Origin of the sequence: Psychrobacter sp. TB67 (assembly GCF_000511065.1) — a bacterium.
GTDB classification, from domain to species: domain Bacteria; phylum Pseudomonadota; class Gammaproteobacteria; order Pseudomonadales; family Moraxellaceae; genus Psychrobacter; species Psychrobacter okhotskensis.
Genome location: NZ_AYYA01000030.1, coordinates 16,011 through 34,265, shown reverse-complemented (window position 1 = coordinate 34,265; position 18,255 = coordinate 16,011). Strand labels below are relative to the sequence as shown.

Sequence of the window (18,255 nt, the reverse complement as noted above, 5' to 3'; positions counted from 1 at the left end):
CTCTTCTATATTCTATATTCTATATTCTATATTCTATATTCTATATCTTTGATAACATCTCTTATAAAATTAATGATAGTCCACAATTTCTACATCTATAGCGCCTTGATCTGTCCAAGTGAAACAAAGTCGCCATTGCACATTGATGCGAATACTGTGCTGACCTTCTCTATCACCACGTAAAGCTTCTAATCGGTTGCCAGGTGGAGCTTTCAAGTCTTCTAGCATAGTTGCATTATCTAGTAGTAGTAATTTACGTTCTGCAACATTTTTAATGGCTGACCAGCGCTTTGTTTTTCCAGCAGAAAAAAGAGTTTGAGTATCACTACATTTGAAATTAACAATCATACAAGTCTCGATACCCTTTATTTATGCTTTTAAAATAAGTTGTAGTGCTACTACTTATAGTATATCGATAATCGATAAACATCAATAATGATATGTAAACACACAGAGTATCGCTTTTCGCACCAATTAGGTGTTTTTCATTGAAGCAAGATTTAGCCCTAATTGTAGCGAAAAGCGGGATTAGCTCCCACACTAAACCTAAATACAAAAAAAAGACCTTGCCACATTAAATGACAAGGTCTTTTTAATTCTCTATATAGTCAGTTCAAAATAAAATTGTTATGGCCAGGACAAATATCATAAAACAATTTGGATAAGTCGTTTTCCATCCAGCCTTGGCGTAGAAACTTCACCTGAGCCCATTTCTTTTCGATAGGGTTCAGATCAGGGCTGTACGGCGGCAACCATAAAATACGATGACCATGCCTATTCAGTAGCTTTTGAATACGCTTACTCTTATGAAATCTGGCATTATCCATCACAATCACGCATTTGGTTTTAAGACTTGGAATAAGTGTGAACTTGCACCATTCGTAGAATATGCTGCTGTTAATGTTGTGCTTAAAGTAATCTAGTGCAAACAGCATCTTTTCATACAGAGCACCGATAACGTTGGTTCGCTTTTTACCTTGCCAATTGTAGCTATCAATACAAGGTGTACCAATTAATGTGTACCCATGAGAGCGAATAGTCTCGTGCTCAAAGCCGCGCGCGTATATATAAACAATGGGATAGCCTTGTTGTTTAAAGATATCAAGCTTATTCTGATATATCGCTCTTTTGATCGGACAGGCTTTTGGATGTTCTAAAGTCTTTTTTTTGACTGATACCAAGGCGCTTTAGGGCATGATAAATGCCTGTTTTACTACAGTTTAGACGACGTGCTCGCTCATACTGGTAATCGTCGGGATGTTCTTTGACATCATTCAGTAGCACATCATCTGGTATTTTATAGGGCTTGGTTTGCCTGGTTGTTTTGCTATGAACACGTCTCTTCCAGTTTTGTATGGTGGTTGGGCTGAGGTTATAGAATTTAGCTGCCTCGGCAAAGGTCATACCCTCGTCTAAGCTTTTTAGTACTTGTTTGCGAAAATCTAGCGAGTAAGTCATGGTCTTTATAATAACAATTGAATTTGATAATTAGTTTATAACATTTTTAAGTGGGATTGACTATATTTATCAGCCTGCTATAAACTAGCCTTTAAGCTTTCTGATAGAGGCAACATTACAGCCTTTATAAAGGATTTCACTCTTAGCGTTTTGAATATTGGCGGATGATTTATGATAGTTATTCAAACGCAGCGCGCCCGTCATAATACTAAAGTTATCTTCATCACCAAACACGGTATCAACATCGTCAGAACGACCTAAGTTAATAGGTAAAAATCTTTTCTTGCCATTTAGATTGGCTTCTGCAAAGGTCGGTAAATACTCTTTGTTAAAACCGTAAGTCACGCTGACTTTTTTGTTGCTTTGGCAAGTATAGTTGACTTCTCTAATTTTAACGGCAGTATCATAGCTTTCGCTCGCTTCCATTACTTGGTCCGAGTAAGCTATGGCAGAACCTGAACCCAACATCGCCATTATAATGCCAGCTGATGATAGAGCGGCAGTTAACTTTTTCATAAATTACCTCAATGATATAAATAGAATGGTCATAGATAAGAGTAATATGGACGTTAGCGACGAACTATTTTTAGTTAGTCTAATCGTTTGCTCTTATTGTCTTTGTCGTGATTTAAAATTTTTTTAAAACTTTGATTCACGAGCCCTTATCTATGTACTCATTATAAGCAAAATTTTTGTTGGTGCTGTTATAACTATTATTATGCTTGTTGTTTGAGCGTAAGACATTGTTGCGCGCGATGTAGGTGATTCAATTGATAGACAAAAAAAGACCTTACACACCCTTTTACAAGAGATGGCAAGGTCTTTTTATCAATCAGAATATCGAATTTAAAAATCTGGGTAGCGAGGAAGACAAGCGCAAGTGCTACTAATTGTAGAATCAGCTTATCTGACAATGCTAGTCAGGTTTTTGGATTGATATTAAGAAGGATGCACCATATCAGCAGGTGTTACCCACTCATCAAACTGCGCTTCAGTTAACAGCTCCAATTCAACGGCAACTTGCTTCAACGTTTTGTTTTCTTTATAAGCTGTCTTAGCGATTTTCGCTGCGTTTTCATAACCGACATGACGATTCAGTGCCGTGACTAGCATTAATGAGTTGTGCAAGAAATCATCGATTTTGTCTTTTACCGGTTCGATACCAACGGCACAGTTGTCGTTAAAGCTATTACACGCATCGCCTAACAATTGGATAGATTGCAATAAGTTAAAGGCAATCACTGGCTTATAAACGTTAAGCTCAAAGTTACCTGACGCGCCTGCCATGCTGATAGTGACGTCGTTACCCATCACTTGTGCCACAACCATAGTCATTGCTTCTGACTGCGTTGGGTTCACTTTACCCGGCATGATCGATGAGCCTGGCTCGTTCTCTGGAATGGTCAATTCGCCTAGACCACAACGCGGACCTGATGCTAACCAACGCACATCATTAGCGATTTTATTCAAGCTAGCGGCTAGTGTTTTGAGTGCGCCAGAAGCAAATACTTCGGCATCACGAGCCGCTAGTGCTTCAAATTTATTTGGCGAGGTGACAAATGGTAGACCTGTCAATGTCGCCAATTGCTCAGCCGCTTTTACCGCATAATCAGGGTGGGCGTTTAGACCCGTACCAACCGCTGTACCGCCTAGTGGCAATTCATATAGACCTTGTAGCGCGTTGTCGATGCGAGTCAATGAATGGTCAAGTTGGCTGACATAACCGCTGAATTCTTGACCTAAAGTCAAAGGCGTGGCGTCTTGCAGGTGCGTACGACCGATTTTAACGATACTATCGAATTCTTTTGCTTTTGCGTCTAATGTATCGCGGAGTGCTTTTACCGCTGGAATCAATAGGCTATTAATCTGACGAGCAGCAGCCACACGAATCGCGGTTGGGAAGCTGTCGTTGGTAGACTGTGCATGGTTGACATGGTCATTCGGGTGAATCGGCGTATAGCTGCCACGCTCAGAACCAGCGATTTCATTGGCACGATTAGCAAGCACTTCGTTCATGTTCATGTTTGACTGGGTGCCAGAACCCGTCTGCCAGACGACTAATGGAAACTGATCGGTTAGACCGCCATTGATGACTTCGTCAGCGGCTTGGACGATTAAATCGCGCTTATCGCCTTCGATACGCTCAAGGCTCGCATTGGTAATGGCAGCGGCTTTTTTCACTAGCGCCATTGCTTCAATCATTGGGCGTGGCAAGGTCTCGCCACCGATTTTGAAGTTTTCGCGGCTACGCTGAGTTTGCGCACCCCAATAAGCGTCAGCTGGGACTTCCACATTGCCCATGGTATCTTTTTCGGTACGAGTTGCCTGATTCTGTGTCGACATAACTACCCTCTTTGATGGTTTGTTGTATAGCTGCTTTGAAAAAAGTGCAACACACGCTGCACATAAAGGAAAATACGATGTAAAGTGGCGTTATGATAGCATGACTAGGGCGCGTTGAATATTCACAAATAGCCATTGCAGCTGTCTAAAAGTACCAGCCATCATCAATTTAATACATTATTGGATAGTATATCTATGCATCCTGAGTCAGAAAAATCTACCGTTAGCAATCCGCCGAGACGGCAATTTACCCGCCAACGTCGTAAGCTAACGGCTAGCGAGCGTAGACAATACGCGCGTATGGCAAGTTTACATTTAATTAAATTGCAGCAGCGCTTACCGCCGCATGCAAAGATTGGCTTATATTATGATGGCTTTGGCGAGCTGCCCACTCAGCCACTATTGGACTGGTGTCAACACTTAGGCTATTTTTCTTACTTGCCAGTGGTTGGTTCGTTCGGTCGTGATAGTAAGGGAAACGTAGATAAACACCTGCGCTTTGTACCTATTTATCAGTCGAAACTGCTGAATATACCGACGCGAATTCATAGCTTAGGGATGAAGCAAAATCATCATCGTCGATTATTATGGGCGAGAGAATTAGATGTGATTGTCTGTCCATTAGTAGCGGTTGATAAAAGCGGTAATCGTATGGGCATGGGTGGTGGCTTTTATGATACGACTCTTAGTAAAAGCTATCAGGCAGGGTTAAAAAAACCGTTGAAAATTGGCTGGTGCTACGACTTTCAAGTGGTTGAGCAATTAGAGCGTCAACCGTGGGATGTGCCGCTAGATGGCTTAATTACGCCAAGTGGCTTAAGGTGGTTTTGATGACTAATAAGAAAACCTCTGATGATAAGTCTAGTGCCGAGAATGTTGAGCAGCATCTGGGACAATTAGAAAAAACAGAAGTCACTAGAGAGCAGTTATATTATAGTCAAGAGCAGCCCTTTAATTCTGATGAGATGACAAGGCTAGTCAATGAAGATCGTCTAAATAAACTGCTGGCGCAAAGCGATGAGTTTTTGAGTAGTTTAAGCGGTGAGTTGAGAGGTTTTGATGATTAGGTATGACACATGAGCACAAAAAAAATTTCTATGAGGACAGTCGCTAGCTACTTCCGAAACAAACCACCACGATTCTTTTTCGCTATTTTGTGGGTTGTATTTGTCTACCAGATTATTATGTCGGGCTTTGAGCCAAATCCTTATGCGCTAGAGATGATTGATGCTCCTGAGCCGCATTCATATGATATAGAGCTCGTCGTCATATTGGTGGTTGCGATGCTTTTCCATTTAAGCTTTCTCGTTACTATCGATGTATACATGCGTAGCCGGTGGAAGTTTTTTACCATGCTGATTATTACCACATTATTTTTACTTTGCTTCGGTATGGTGGCAATGCATGCACCGCCGTCACTAGGCTGTATGATTTTTTGGACTTTCTTATCATTTTTACTGTTTTTAGTTATTTGCTTTTGTCAGACTTGCTCATTCTTTTTACGTTGTGTATTCCGTAGAACCTAGTAATGAAGATAGGAAATTTCATACCTAATTAAAAATACAAGTTACCCTACAACTGCTGGCGCAAAGTGATGAGTTTTTGAGTAGTTTAAGCGGTGAGTTGAGATGTTTTGATGAAGATGGTCTTTGATTTGAGTAGGGTGCGCCCAGCGCACCGATAGTCGAGATTAACTTCTTTTCTGGTGCGCACCCTACTCAGCTCAGCTAGTAGAAAAATGCTTGACGTTTCAAAGTTGGGTTTGAAATCTAGTCTCTAACAACTGAATTAGCCTATTTCTAACTTACGAATTAAATCTATTATATAATTACGCTCTTCTTCGTATTTAGCCTTATCAATAGCAAATACTTCCATATAAGGATCACTTCTCACATACGACCATTGTATTAATTCAGGATCGCTCTTTGATTTTTCAGATAATAGAACTCTAAGCCCTTGTAACAACAACTCTACTTCATTTTGACTAAAATCTTGAATATTCATAATAGCTATCCTGCATTTAATAGATTGTATTTTCTAAAGGTTAGCTTTAATTAAAAATCAATGAAAACTGTAAGGTGCACACGGTACACCCTACAAAACTACTGAGAATTTCACGCATGTTAAAAACCTACAGCACCATCGCCGCTATCCAACCAAACACTAATAACGGAATATTATAATGCAAAAAGGTTGGCACCACGCTGTCTTCAATATGGTCATGTTGTCCATCAATATTCAAACCAGAGGTTGGTCCCAATGTCGAGTCTGACGCAGGCGAACCCGCATCCCCAAGCGCGCCAGCCGTACCAATAATCGCCACCGTCGCGAGTGGTGAAAATCCTAAAGAAATACAGAGCGGCACATAAATCGCAGCAATAATCGGAATGGTCGAGAATGATGAACCGATACCCATCGTAACTACTAGACCAATTCCGAGCATGACCAACGCAGCGATGGCTTTATTACCCGCAAACAAGTTGGTCGCGCCATCGATAAGTGGTGCAATTTCACCTGTCGCTTTCATGACTTCGGCAAAGCCCTGCGCGGTAATCATAATAAAGCCAATCATCGCCATCAATTTGATACCATCATTAAAGACCGTATCCGCTTCACGCCACTTGACCACGCCGGTCGCCATAAAGACCGCAAAGCCAAACATTGAGCCAAGTAATAACGAGTCTGTGTAGAGCTGTACGACAAAGGCAGTGACAATAGCGGCTAGAGCAACCAGCGTTTTCATCTTGCTTTGTGTTTGCGCCTCAGTGGCGGTTTTACTTAAAGAATCGCCTGCTACCACTGCACTTTTTACCACATCGTGCGCTTCTTTATCTATCGCCATTTGCTGATAGTGGCGCGGTTTACGGTAACTGATAAATACCGCCGTCAGCAAACCAAACAACATACCGAGCGCCGGAATCGCCATTGCCTTAGTGACTGAAATATTACTAATATCAATGCCCGCTTCACCGACGTTTTTTAACATGATTTGATTGAGATAAATATCACCGAAACCATATGGGATAAACATATAGGTAGTGACCAAACCAAAGGTCAACAGACAAGCAATCAAGCGTCTATCAATTTGCATACGATTAAAGGCGAGTAATAACGGCGGCACAAGCAGCGGAATAAAGGCAATATGAATGGGGATTAAGTTTTGGCTAAAGCAGCTCATGGTGATTAAGCCTGCAAACAGCATATACTTAATCATGCCACTGGCGCCACCGGCATCAATGCGCTTGATGACCGCCCCTGCCAATGATTGCGGCAAACCAGAATGAGCTATCGCTACCGCAAAAGCGCCCAGTAGCGCGTAAGATAGAGCGATTTGTGCCCCATTGCGGATGCCTTCTTGAAAGGCCTCTAGCGTATCAGTGATACCGAGACCCGCTAGCAGCCCGCCCGCCAGCGCACCGATCAATAAACTGAGCACCACGTGCACGCGCGCTAGTGACAGCCCTAACATGATGACGACTGCCAATAATACTGCGTTGATGGTCATATGTTGCCCCTTGCTCTTTATAACCTGGTCTGGTTAGGATTTATTAGTATTTTAAGACCTATCAATATCGCTCTAACGCCTAAAATGCTTTACTCTAAAAAGCGAGGTTTCGGACGCGCGTCAGTTTACCTCATTTTGCCCATAAAACCTACGCATAGAACCCAATAGATATTGGCTGCCTACTAACAATAAGTACTTTGTCTATGCTGACTTTCAATGATTACTCATAAAATTAACACAGCGATGAATCGCTGTATTAAAGAAGATATAACTATTTAACAAAGATAAGCGCATGACTTGGTCACCAAGCCTTGCAATTTTATCTGTGAGCACCATTTATCTAAACATGAACCACTAACTTGACTTTACAAGTCTGGTGAACGAGGAAGAATATATGAGTGAACATAAAATTGCCCAAGACAATATCGACATCGATGTCGACGTATCATCTAACGTTTCTGATGATAATGCGCTAAATATCTCAGCTGACGATACGTTGGAAAATGAGTCAGAGTCGACGCCTGAATCTACTCAAGACGATGCTGAAAACATGAATGCTAAAGACAAAGGTGAACAGAACTATCTACCGCTACTGGCATTGAGAGATGTGGTCGTGTATCCACATATGCAAATTGCCTTGTTCGTAGGGCGTGCGCCATCGGTCAAAGCCGTTGAACTGGCACAAGCTGAGTATGGCAATAAAGTATTGGTCGTGGCGCAAAAAGACTCGCTGACCGAAGACATTGATCAAGATAACTTGTATCAGTACGGAACCGTGTGCCGCATCGTCAGCACCATGCCTCATGACAGCGATGAGAATTGTATCAAAGTATTGATCGAAGGTCAGTACCGTGCGCGCGTCGATAACATCGAAAATCACGACAAATTATTAATGGCGAGCTTTGAGCGTGCTGACCTTGATGTCGACATGGATGAGAGCCAGCAAAAAAATACCATTCAAGCTTTAACTACACTGTTTGAAAGCTATGCGGATGCTCGTTTGCGTAATGCGCGTGAGCTAACTCGCGTGGCAAAACGCATCGATGATTTGCTTGAACTGGTTTACTTCATCTCAACCCGCGTGTCGATGGATCTTGAGGTCAAGCAATCGTTCTTAGAACATGACGATATCAAAACCCATATCAATACGTTAACTGAGTACTTAGTCAAACAAAGCGCTGAGCAAAATATCGAACAAGATATCCAAGATGCCGTTCGTCAGCAGATGGAAGACAATCAGCGCGAGTACTTCTTAAATGAGAAAATGAAAGCCATTAAAAATGAGCTGTCAGATATGAATGACGGCGCGTTCGATGGTGAAGATGATGTGGCTGAGCTTGAGCAGCGCCTAGAAGATGCTGACTTGCCAGAAGATGTGCGCAAAAAAGCCGAGCAAGAGTTTAAAAAGCTAAAAATGATGCCGCCTGCCTCGAGTGAATCATCAGTCGTACGCAACTATATTGAATGGATCTTGGATACGCCGTGGAATGCCACAACCAAGGTTTCGATTAATTTAGAAAAAGCCAAAACGGTACTGGATGAAGATCATTACGGCTTACAAGATGTGAAAGATCGCATCTTAGAATACCTCGCCGTACAATCACGGGTGAAAAAACTGCGCGGTCCGATTCTTTGCTTAGTCGGTCCTCCGGGTGTTGGTAAAACCTCATTGGGTGAATCGATTGCGCGTGCAACGGGTCGTAAGTTTGTACGTATGGCGCTCGGCGGCGTACGTGATGAAGCGGAAATCCGTGGTCATCGCCGTACTTATATCGGTGCGATGCCGGGTAAAATCGTCCAATCACTGGCAAAAGTCGAAGTTAAAAACCCGCTATTCTTATTAGATGAAATCGATAAAATGGCGCAAGACTTCCGCGGCGATCCAGCATCGGCGTTACTTGAAGTGCTAGACCCTTCACAGAATGATACCTTTAACGACCATTATCTCGATATGGATTTAGATTTATCACAAGTGATGTTTATCTGTACCGCCAACAGCATGGATATTCCGCCTGCCCTACTTGACCGTATGGAAGTGATTCGTCTACCGGGTTATACCGAAGAAGAAAAGGTCAATATTGCGCAGAAATATCTTGTGCCAAAAGCGATCAAAAATAATGGCCTTAAAGAAGGTGAAATTGAGATTGTAGAAGCGGCATTGCATAGCATCGTGCGTAGCTATACGCGTGAAGCCGGTGTGCGCAACCTTGAGCGCGAAGTCAATAAAATCTGCCGTAAAGTGGTTCGCGGTTCAGTCGAAACTCATGGTGCACGCGCTCCGAAAAAAGCAGAACGTGAGCTGGTCGTAGTCGATGACAAAAACATCGATGACTATTTAGGTGTGCATCAGTATGACTATGGTCTGGCAGAAGAAGAGCCTGAGATTGGTCGTATTACGGGTCTTGCTTGGACACAAGTCGGTGGTGAGCTATTAACCATCGAAGCGGTAGCGATGAAAGGTAAAGGCGAGCTGAGCTTTACCGGTTCACTCGGCGACGTCATGAAAGAGTCGATTCGTGCAGCGATGAGTGTGGTGCGTGCCCGCGGTGACAGCTTAGGTATCGATTATGAGACCTTTAAAACCACTGACGTCCACGTACATATGCCAGAAGGCGCGACGCCCAAAGACGGTCCATCGGCTGGTGGTGCGCTTACCACAGCGCTGGTCTCTGCCTTGACTGGTATTGCCATTCGTCCAGATATTGCAATGACAGGCGAGATTACCTTACGCGGTAAAATCCTACGCATCGGTGGTCTAAAAGAGAAGCTACTTGCTGCACATCGCGGTGGTATCAAGCATGTGTTGATTCCAGCGACCAACGAGCGTGACTTGGCCGATATCCCTGATAACGTCAAAGCTGGTCTGACTATTCAGCCAGTCGCGACGATTGATGAGATATTAAAAGTTGCGTTGGTGAGTATGCCAGTACCGCTTAAACCTGCTAAGGTGACGGTTGATAAAACCTCAAGCAAAGCACTGCATAGCTAATCTGATTCGTTACTAATCCAGTCTTACAAATTAAAGAGCCGCTCATCGTCATGATGGGCGGCTTTTTTTGGTAATAATAAAAAACAATTTGGTTAAGACCCTGTGCTATATTTTAGACAAATGTTTATTAATTAGGAAAGTACAATGTTAAATCATTTAAGGGTGCCTCTAGTTGTAATAAGCACATTACTACCCCTCGCTTTATTAGGCTGCCAAACCAACAGCCTCAATCATTCAGCACAAACCAGTACCGTTATCGACGATAAAAACTGGTCAGCGACCACGCTTGAATCCAGACTGTTTCAAACCACCACAAAATATGAGTGGCAACTAACCCATGTCAGCAATGATAAGGGTCGAATCAAGCCTTTTAACCAAAAGCTGCCTTTGATAATGGAGGTACATCCAAGCCTTTTAACTTTCACAGAAGGCTGTCAGCGTTACCAAGTTTCTTTTGATATGTGGTTACCATTACCGTACCTTTACGGGCAAATCGATGTCAGAGAACTATCTGATAACTGCACCACAGTAAACCATTCAATTATCGAAAATTTGAGTAATAAAAACACAATCAAAAACAAAACAGGAAATGTCGTAAATGGTGTTTTTATACCCTATTCAGATACAGCTTTCAGATTTGATCCAGTACTACCAAATTCTACACAGAATTCTAACAAGACATTAAAACAGCTGGCTCTAAAAACCAATAAAGGAAAAACACTGATTTTTTCGGGTACGCCCAAGCCTGAATATCGTGTGGCGGGCATACCGCTTACCAATGAATTATTAGAGCGATACCAATGGCGTCTTATTAGTGCAACTGACGATACCAATAAAACTATTAATAAATTTAATCGTCCAGATGTACCTATTACTGCAAACTACAGACTTGGTTCACATGATTATAGCCATCCTCAGCAAAGTAGTTTTAGCCAAGGTGTTGGGTTTTCTGTCGGATGCAATGGGGCTGGTGGGTCTTATGCTTTATCTACTAATCAAACGTTGCTAATTGGTGGCAACCCTTCAACGATGGTAGGGTGTGGTGATGACATTGATGATATTGAATCAAGCCTTAGCCGCCTAATGCTTTATAGCTCTAGTCAGTTAACACTGATCAATCTTGATAAGCAGAGAGTATCTAATCCTTCTAATAACTCTGAATCCAGCTATCTCCTTACTCAAAAGTTAGAATCAGGCGAAACCTTAGTATGGCAAAACGAAGTAAAGAAGACACCGTAAACCCTTTTCAAATCCATACGATACTTACATTTATTAACCGATTGTTGCGCTTTTAATGAATATCTATGCCGAGTCGTTGGCTATACTGATTGCGACATAAACGAATGTTGCAACAAAGCCAGTAACGATTATAAATATAAAGACTTGAAACAACTATTTACATAAACGGAGAAAACGATGAAAAAAGTAATTCTTGCAAGCGCGCTATTATGTGGTTCAGCTTTAGCGATGACTGGTTGCCAAACGGTAGAAGGTCAGATGCAAACCGGTAATCCACTTAACCAACCTGCGCTAAAATCGACGATCAATGCAGTCGCTGGTAACAATAGTGAAGTGGGTCAAGTATTCCTACGCCCAGTAGATGGTGGCGTACAAGTCTACGGTAAACTGATGAACTTGCAGCCAGGTAAGACGGTATCATTGCATATTCATGAAACAGGTAGCTGCGGTAATATGGGTAAAGCGGCAGGTGGTCACTTCAACCCAGATAACAAACCGCACTCTAACCCTGATGATATGAATGGTCATGCGGGCGACTTGCCGAACTTAACCGCTAACGCAGATGGTGTTGCTACTATCAACTTTGTAAACAAGAAAATATCTGCTGCTGATGCCGGTAAATATAGTGTCAACCGCCTAGCCTTTATCGTTCATGGCGGCGTAGATGACTATACTAGCCAACCAGCTGGTAATGCAGGCGATCGCGTTGCTTGCGGTATCATTGAAAAGATCTAATAGTTTTTAACTAAACTATTAACCTTTAAAGTTTAATACGTTTAATAGCATAAAAACTGATAGTAAAAAAACCTCTTAGATAATCTAAGAGGTTTTTTTATGGTTTAAAGATATAGCTTCGAGATAAAGTGGTTAAAGAAATTTACTCTTCTACCCATTCACCTTTGCGCCAGTACACACCCCAACGCGTGGCCTTACCGTTTTTCTCAGAGCCGATATACTGCTCTTTTTTCTTACGTGACCAGCGCAAGATGGTTGGATTGCCATCAGGATCTTCGTCTGGACCTGCGAACAGATACTGGAACTTATCTTCCATCTTATCTTTGATTTCGCGTAGCTCAGCCAGCTTTGGCGGACGTGTTTCGCGTACTTTCGGGAACTTAGAGGCTGCTAAGAACATCCCAGCCGCCCCTTCACGCAAGATAAAGTAATCATCGTGCTTGGTTGATTTTAGCTCTGGTAGATGAATAGGATCCATACGCGGCGGTGCAGCTTCGCCGGTTTTGAGTACCTTACGAGTATTGTCACATTTCTGACAAGCAAAGTAAGGACCAAAACGTCCGGTTTTTAGCTCCATCTGCCCATCACATTTATTACAGTCAATGGTTGGGGCATCTGAACCCGGTACTTCAAACTTGCCTTCTTCTAAGATATAACCGTCGCAATCGGGATTGTTACCACAGATATGTAGCTTGAGACCGCCATCAACGATATACCCGTTCATCGCGGTACCATCTTTTGGGCAACGTTTCTTTTCCATCAAATCTTTAACTTCAGCTGCTTCGTCATCACCTTCAGCATCATCAAGATTAGCAAACGCCTCGACTGGCATTAAGTTCTTGGTGCCTTTACAGCGCTCTTTTGGCGGTAAGTTATAGCCCGTACAACCTAAGAACACACCCGTTGAGCCAGTACGCAGCTGCATTGGACGACCACAAATATCACAATGGACATCTGGCACATCGGTCGGATCATTGGGCCGCATGCCATCTTTTTCTTTGGCGCGATCAAGCGTGGTTTTGAAGTCGCCATAAAAGTTATCGAGGACATCTTTCCAATTTGTATCGCCTTCTGCGACATGATCGAGCTTGTCTTCAAGCGCGGCGGTAAAGGTGTAATCCATCAAATCCGGAAAACTTGCGGTCAGTCTGTCGGTGACGATATCACCCATTTTTTCGGCAAATAAACGCTTATTTTCAAGCTTTACATAACCGCGATCTTGAATGGTCGAGATGATAGACGCATAAGTCGATGGACGCCCAATACCTTTTTTCTCCAGCTCTTTGACCAAGCTTGCCTCGGTATAACGCGGTGGTGGCTTGGTAAAGTGTTGACTCGGATCAAGCTTATCGAGCGTTAATTTGTCGCCTTTTTTGACATCTGGAAGCAAAGTATCGTCGGTTTTCGCTGGTGGCATGACTTTAGTAAAGCCATCAAACACCAATGTACGACCGCGGGCTTTTAGCTCAACATCATTGGCAGCGACGAATAGATTCACTGACAGGTATTTTGCAGGGAGCATCTGGCAGGCCACAAACTGACGCCAAATCAGCTCATATAGACGGATGGCATCACGCTCAACCCCTTTTAGCTGGGTTGATTTCATATTGACGTTAGACGGACGAATCGCTTCATGCGCCTCTTGTGCGCCTTGTTTATTACCGTAAAAGTTTGGCTTTTCTGGCACGTATTTATTGCCATAGCTGTCTTCGATATAGCCACGTACGGCGGCAAGGGCATCACCAGATAAAAAGGTCGAATCGGTACGCATGTAAGTAATATGACCGGCTTCGTATAAGCGCTGTGCCAAAATCATGGTTTTCTTAACCGAAAAACCTAAGCGCGTGCTTGCTGCTTGCTGCAATGTCGAGGTAATAAACGGCGCACTCGGACGTGATTGCGTTGGTTTCTCTTCACGCTCTTTGACGATAAAGTCGTTGGCGTTAAGCACTTCTAAGACTTTATCCGTCTGCTCTTTATTGACAAGCTTTAGCGTTTTGCCACCTTGCTTGGTTGCTTCTAAACGAATGGCAATTTGCTCAGCGTCTTTTTTACTGCTAGCAACGTGAGTATCAGCATGAATTTGCCAGTATTCTTCTGGAATAAAGGCACGAATTTCATGCTCACGCTCGACCACCAAGCGCATAGCGACCGACTGGACACGACCTGCAGAAAGACCGCGAGCAACCTTTTGCCAGAGTAGTGGCGATACCATAAAGCCAACGACACGGTCTAAAAAGCGCCGTGCTTGTTGGGCGTTAACACGGTCAATATCGAGCTTTGATGGTTGCTTAAAGGCGTTTTGAATAGCGGTTTTGGTAATCTCGTTAAAGACCACGCGCTCATATTTACTATCTGCGCCACCGATGACTTCTTTGAGATGCCAAGCGATGGCTTCCCCTTCTCTATCCATATCCGTTGCCAGATAGATTTTATCAGCGTCTTTGGCTAAGGCTTTCAGCTCTTTGATGACCTTGGTTTTGTTTGGCAATACTTCATAGACTGCCGCCCAGTCATGCTCAGGGTCGACACCCATCCGTCTGACTAGTGCTTGCTGCGCTTTTTCTTCTTTGCTCAGACTGTCATCTTTTTTACTGGTCGCTGGCTTCTTCGCGCTTTTACTCGCACCAACGGGTAAATCGCGTATATGTCCAATACTCGAGCGAACGACGAAGTCATTACCGAGGTATTTATTGATCGTTTTTGCCTTGGCTGGTGACTCGACAATCACCAAAGACTTGCCCTTTGGACTGTCTTTAGTTTTGTCAGCAGCCGCAGCTGGACTTTTTTTAGTTGTGGTTTTTGCCATATTTGACGACACCATAATATAAGTAGTTTAAAAGTAAGGTTAAATTCAGCAGCACGGCAATTTATGGAAGCTGATCATCATAGCTCAGCGATTTATTGTAATAATAGCTGCTGATATAAAAGGGTATAAAGCAAGCAACGACGCCGATACGAGTCATAAAACAGCAATAAAGGTACAAAGACGTTACACTGCTAGGCGCTGAACTGTCAACTGTAAATAATTGGGGCACCGCAAAACTGCTTGCTTATTGCCCATTAATGGAGACTAAAAAACGATTTACTAGCTCTGGCGCTTTTTTTGCATCTGTAATGCCCACGCTTCGAGCTGTGTCTTCAGTACTAATAAGTCTGACTCAATCATTTTTTGTTGATAATGAGGGTTGGTCACTGGGCGCACATAGGCGATATCTTCCCAATAAATAACAATGCTATTTGACTTAATTAATAAGGCTTTTACAAATGGCTCAATACTGGCGGGCAATGCCAATGGCACTTTATCCAAGCTAAAATTGGCTTGATGAGGCACATTATTTACGTTGCTGTTTGCATTGCTATCTGGTCGCCAGTAGCCATCGAGGACCTGATAGCGCGTCAGCGGCAATTTGACATTGTCTAGCACCAACCCATACTGCCCAAGCATCCCGCGACCATACTCATTGTCCTTGCCCCTGATCCAATCGGGACAAGCCACCAGTTTTGGATTCAACTGTAAGCGACGGGCGGTCATGCGCAAATGATCCAAGCGCTGATCGATACCGCTCGGTTTGAGCGCCATCATACTCCCTAATACGAATAGTACAATGGCGATCGCAATCCATATTCCCATAACAATCTGACCTTTTAGCTGAATTAAAATGCGGCTGAGACGACACTAGCGCCGCGATTGAGCAAAAAACTATTAGCGAGTAACTGGATGGACAGTGGTTTGTCATACCAGTCCTTATAATGAGCACGAACCATAAAAAATCAAGCAGGGTTGATAGAGCGCTGCGTTGATAATCAGCTGATAGCCACTTGCTTGGCAAAGTCCCCTTATTTGACAAACCTACTATTTATACTGCCATATCAATCAGTTAGTACGTAAAAAATAAGTTTAATAACAAGATACAAAAAGTTGTACACGGTAAAAAGTGCTATGATAAACCATAATTTTAGACGCGCGCAGGTTTATTATGAATTATCTTATTAAGTCAAACTCATCGACCGCTGCTTTAGCCAGCAAACTGACAAACAAATTCATGAGTAAAACCAGTATTGTCCTAGCGCTGATAAGCGCTGCATTATTTACCCTATCAGGCTGTGCCACGACCCAAAGTCTCACACCGCAGCAGTGCCAAAGCAGCAATTGGCAAGAAGTCGGCTACGCAGACGGCATCCGTGGGCGCTCGGGCGCATACTTTGGTCAATATACCAATCAATGCGCCAGCGTGGGCGGTGCTAGCCCCAACCGCATACAATGGGAGCAAGGGCGACAGCAAGGTCTCAAAAGCTACTGCACCGAGCTCAATGCTTATAAACTTGGTCGTGAAGGCTATGACTGGCAGGCTGTCTGTCCACTTGAAGGTATTGAAAAGTTAGAAGAAGCTTACTCGCAAGGGCGCTACTATTATATTCGCCAGCGTGATCTTGATTACCTACGCACGCCTTACCCATTTGGCTACAGACATGCAGGTTTTGGTTACGGCTATCGTCCATTTGGCTACGGCTGGTAAAAAAAGAAAACCTCACTAACGACTTAATTTGAGGTTTAAGTAGTTAATGAGGTTGGAGAAAATTTTATTATTTTAATTGTTTTTATTATAGCGGTGCTGGTGGTCTTGCTGGTTGGGCTATTGATTTATCTAGCCAGTTTTCTAATATAAAGTCAGAGCTACTAGCACTAACTCACAGTGCTTAAACTATTCAATGCTTAAGTTATTCAGTATTTAGCTACTAAGCTATTCATTCACAAATGCGATTTTGGTCAGTCCAGCGTTACTTGCCGCTGCCAAAACTTGAGCAACCGTATCGTACTTGCCTTCTTTATCTGCACGTAACTGTACCGCTGGATTCTTACCAGTCGCGCCTTGTTGCTGCAAGCGTGTCTCTAACTCTTCCATACTGATTGGATCACTATCCCAGAAGATCCCTGCATCTTTATCAATACTGACTTGAATCGCTTCTGGCGGCGTTTCATTGAGCGCGGCACTAGTCTCTGGCAAATCTAAAGGCACCGTCGGATTCAGCACGGTCGCTGTCAATAAAAATATAATCATCAATACCAGCATGATATCGATCAGCGGAATGAGGTTCATCTCATCCATGCTTCGTACGTCATCATCACCCAATTGAAATGCCATAGTTACTCTCAATGCTTTTGGTTATTTTCACACAGCCAAGCCGTTTTTTGACCTGTCGTTTGAGCCTTTACAGACCTAGCGCTGGCAGATTTAATGCTTGCAAGATCAACACTATCTATAGCTGCTTTGGCACAGAATTACTGTAGTTATTGGTATGCTGAGTCTCGCTCGTCGTTGAACGACTGCTTGGTGCAGCGTGCACTTGTGAGGCGCTAGCAGCATGGCTCGCGGTTACCTTGGTAGTATCCACAAGACCCGTTGATTGCGCCAATAAATCATGCGCTCTATCGTTGGCTTGATACATTATGCGGCGATTGATACGTACTGCAAGGTTATAAAACACCACAGCTGGAATCGCTACTGCAATACCAAGACCTGTCATAATTAGAGCTTCACCGACTGGCCCTGCAACCTGCCCCAATCCTGCCTGACCACTCATACCGATATTGTGCAAGGCATGGAAAATACCCCATACCGTACCAAACAAGCCGATGAACGGTGCAATCGCTGCCGTCGTACCAAGAATCGGCAGACCGCGCTCACTAGCAAAGCGATAGCGACCGATATGCTTGAGCAAAGTCTGCTCAGTCACCAAGCGGCGAGTGGCAGCATCAGTACCAGCCAAGTCAGACTGTTTGGCTTGTAATTGCTGACTCAAATCATCTGCAACATTGGCGGCCAATTTGCGGCTTTGTAGCACACGAATAATGCCAGTCACCCAAGAAAGTATAGATAAAGCAAGCAACAAAAAGAACAAAGTTTTTGTCACCATGTCGCTGATTTGCCAGTATTGCATAAAGTCCATGTCAGACTCCTTAATGTGTAATGCCATTACATGA

18 protein-coding genes are annotated in these 18,255 nt (G+C 43.3%); 7 read left to right on the top strand and 11 right to left on the bottom strand.

Translation table 11 applies throughout. From position 1 onward, the window contains the following. Positions 1–69: 69 nt before the first annotated feature. From W293_RS0104575 to fumC, 5 genes are all read right to left on the bottom strand, one after another. Positions 70–348 carry a type II toxin-antitoxin system RelE/ParE family toxin gene (locus tag W293_RS0104575; RefSeq protein ID WP_025651331.1) on the bottom strand — a complete coding sequence of 93 codons (279 nt, stop codon included), beginning with the start codon at positions 346–348 and terminating at the stop codon, positions 70–72. Positions 349–608: 260 nt separating this feature from the next. Beyond that, positions 609–1,181, bottom strand: coding sequence for a transposase (locus tag W293_RS16710; RefSeq protein ID WP_156915633.1), 573 nt, complete (start codon positions 1,179–1,181; stop codon positions 609–611). Next, positions 1,108–1,458 carry an IS630 transposase-related protein gene (locus W293_RS0104565; protein WP_025651329.1) on the bottom strand — a complete coding sequence of 117 codons (351 nt, stop codon included), beginning with the start codon at positions 1,456–1,458 and terminating at the stop codon, positions 1,108–1,110. The genes W293_RS16710 and W293_RS0104565 overlap by 74 nt, the downstream gene beginning before the upstream one ends. 84 nt (positions 1,459–1,542) lie before the next feature. Then, on the bottom strand, positions 1,543–1,974 hold the full coding sequence (locus tag W293_RS0104560; RefSeq protein WP_025651328.1) for a hypothetical protein: 432 nt from the start codon (positions 1,972–1,974) through the stop codon (positions 1,543–1,545). Positions 1,975–2,397: 423 nt separating this feature from the next. Beyond that, positions 2,398–3,801, bottom strand: a complete 1,404-nt coding sequence (gene fumC, locus W293_RS0104555) for a class II fumarate hydratase (protein ID WP_025651327.1) — start codon at positions 3,799–3,801, stop codon at positions 2,398–2,400. Between the two features lie 195 nt (positions 3,802–3,996). On the opposite strand from fumC, the gene W293_RS0104550 reads away from it, so the two are divergent. The 3 genes from W293_RS0104550 to W293_RS16080 are packed head-to-tail and all read left to right on the top strand — an operon-like array spanning position 3,997 to position 5,327. Continuing rightward, a complete protein-coding gene (locus tag W293_RS0104550) occupies positions 3,997–4,632 on the top strand; it encodes a 5-formyltetrahydrofolate cyclo-ligase (RefSeq protein WP_025651326.1) in 636 nt (211 codons plus the stop codon). Next, positions 4,632–4,868 (top strand): hypothetical protein, encoded by a 237-nt coding sequence (locus tag W293_RS0104545; RefSeq protein WP_025651325.1) that lies wholly within the window; start codon positions 4,632–4,634, stop codon positions 4,866–4,868. The genes W293_RS0104550 and W293_RS0104545 overlap by 1 nt, the downstream gene beginning before the upstream one ends. A 9-nt stretch (positions 4,869–4,877) precedes the next feature. Beyond that, complete coding sequence (locus tag W293_RS16080) at positions 4,878–5,327, top strand: hypothetical protein (RefSeq protein ID WP_025651324.1); 450 nt, start codon at positions 4,878–4,880, stop codon at positions 5,325–5,327. Positions 5,328–5,589: 262 nt separating this feature from the next. Here the strand turns inward: W293_RS16080 and W293_RS0104535 are convergent, their stop codons facing one another. Together W293_RS0104535 and W293_RS0104530 are read right to left on the bottom strand one after the other, a co-directional pair. After that, on the bottom strand, positions 5,590–5,805 hold the full coding sequence (locus tag W293_RS0104535; RefSeq protein ID WP_025651323.1) for a hypothetical protein: 216 nt from the start codon (positions 5,803–5,805) through the stop codon (positions 5,590–5,592). Between the two features lie 127 nt (positions 5,806–5,932). Beyond that, complete coding sequence (locus W293_RS0104530; protein ID WP_025651322.1) at positions 5,933–7,306, bottom strand: Na+/H+ antiporter family protein; 1,374 nt, start codon at positions 7,304–7,306, stop codon at positions 5,933–5,935. Positions 7,307–7,700: 394 nt separating this feature from the next. Here W293_RS0104530 and lon point away from each other — a divergent pair, with 394 nt between their 5' ends. The 3 genes from lon (at position 7,701) to W293_RS0104515 (ending at position 12,269) form a co-directional block, all read left to right on the top strand. Continuing rightward, a complete protein-coding gene (gene lon, locus W293_RS0104525; RefSeq protein WP_025651320.1) occupies positions 7,701–10,295 on the top strand; it encodes an endopeptidase La in 2,595 nt (864 codons plus the stop codon). A gap of 144 nt (positions 10,296–10,439) precedes the next feature. Continuing rightward, on the top strand, positions 10,440–11,534 hold the full coding sequence (locus W293_RS0104520; protein WP_025651319.1) for a hypothetical protein: 1,095 nt from the start codon (positions 10,440–10,442) through the stop codon (positions 11,532–11,534). A 177-nt stretch (positions 11,535–11,711) separates the two neighbouring features. Then, positions 11,712–12,269, top strand: a complete 558-nt coding sequence (locus tag W293_RS0104515; RefSeq protein ID WP_025651318.1) for a superoxide dismutase family protein — start codon at positions 11,712–11,714, stop codon at positions 12,267–12,269. Between the two features lie 142 nt (positions 12,270–12,411). Here W293_RS0104515 and topA read toward each other — a convergent pair whose 3' ends face one another. Both topA and W293_RS0104505 read right to left on the bottom strand, forming a co-directional pair. Beyond that, positions 12,412–15,078 (bottom strand): type I DNA topoisomerase, encoded by a 2,667-nt coding sequence (gene topA, locus W293_RS0104510; RefSeq protein WP_025651317.1) that lies wholly within the window; start codon positions 15,076–15,078, stop codon positions 12,412–12,414. Between the two features lie 279 nt (positions 15,079–15,357). After that, on the bottom strand, positions 15,358–15,903 hold the full coding sequence (locus W293_RS0104505) for a hypothetical protein (protein WP_025651316.1): 546 nt from the start codon (positions 15,901–15,903) through the stop codon (positions 15,358–15,360). A gap of 346 nt (positions 15,904–16,249) precedes the next feature. Here W293_RS0104505 and W293_RS0104500 point away from each other — a divergent pair, with 346 nt between their 5' ends. Next, positions 16,250–16,789, top strand: a complete 540-nt coding sequence (locus W293_RS0104500; RefSeq protein ID WP_025651315.1) for a DUF2799 domain-containing protein — start codon at positions 16,250–16,252, stop codon at positions 16,787–16,789. 225 nt (positions 16,790–17,014) lie between these two features. Here the strand turns inward: W293_RS0104500 and W293_RS0104495 are convergent, their stop codons facing one another. Both W293_RS0104495 and W293_RS0104490 read right to left on the bottom strand, forming a co-directional pair. Beyond that, entirely contained in the window at positions 17,015–17,416 is a 402-nt protein-coding gene (locus W293_RS0104495) for an ExbD/TolR family protein (protein ID WP_025651314.1), read from the bottom strand. A 115-nt stretch (positions 17,417–17,531) separates the two neighbouring features. Then, positions 17,532–18,221: a MotA/TolQ/ExbB proton channel family protein gene (locus tag W293_RS0104490; protein WP_025651313.1), complete on the bottom strand. Its 690-nt coding sequence runs from the start codon at positions 18,219–18,221 to the stop codon at positions 17,532–17,534. Positions 18,222–18,255 lie beyond the last annotated feature (34 nt).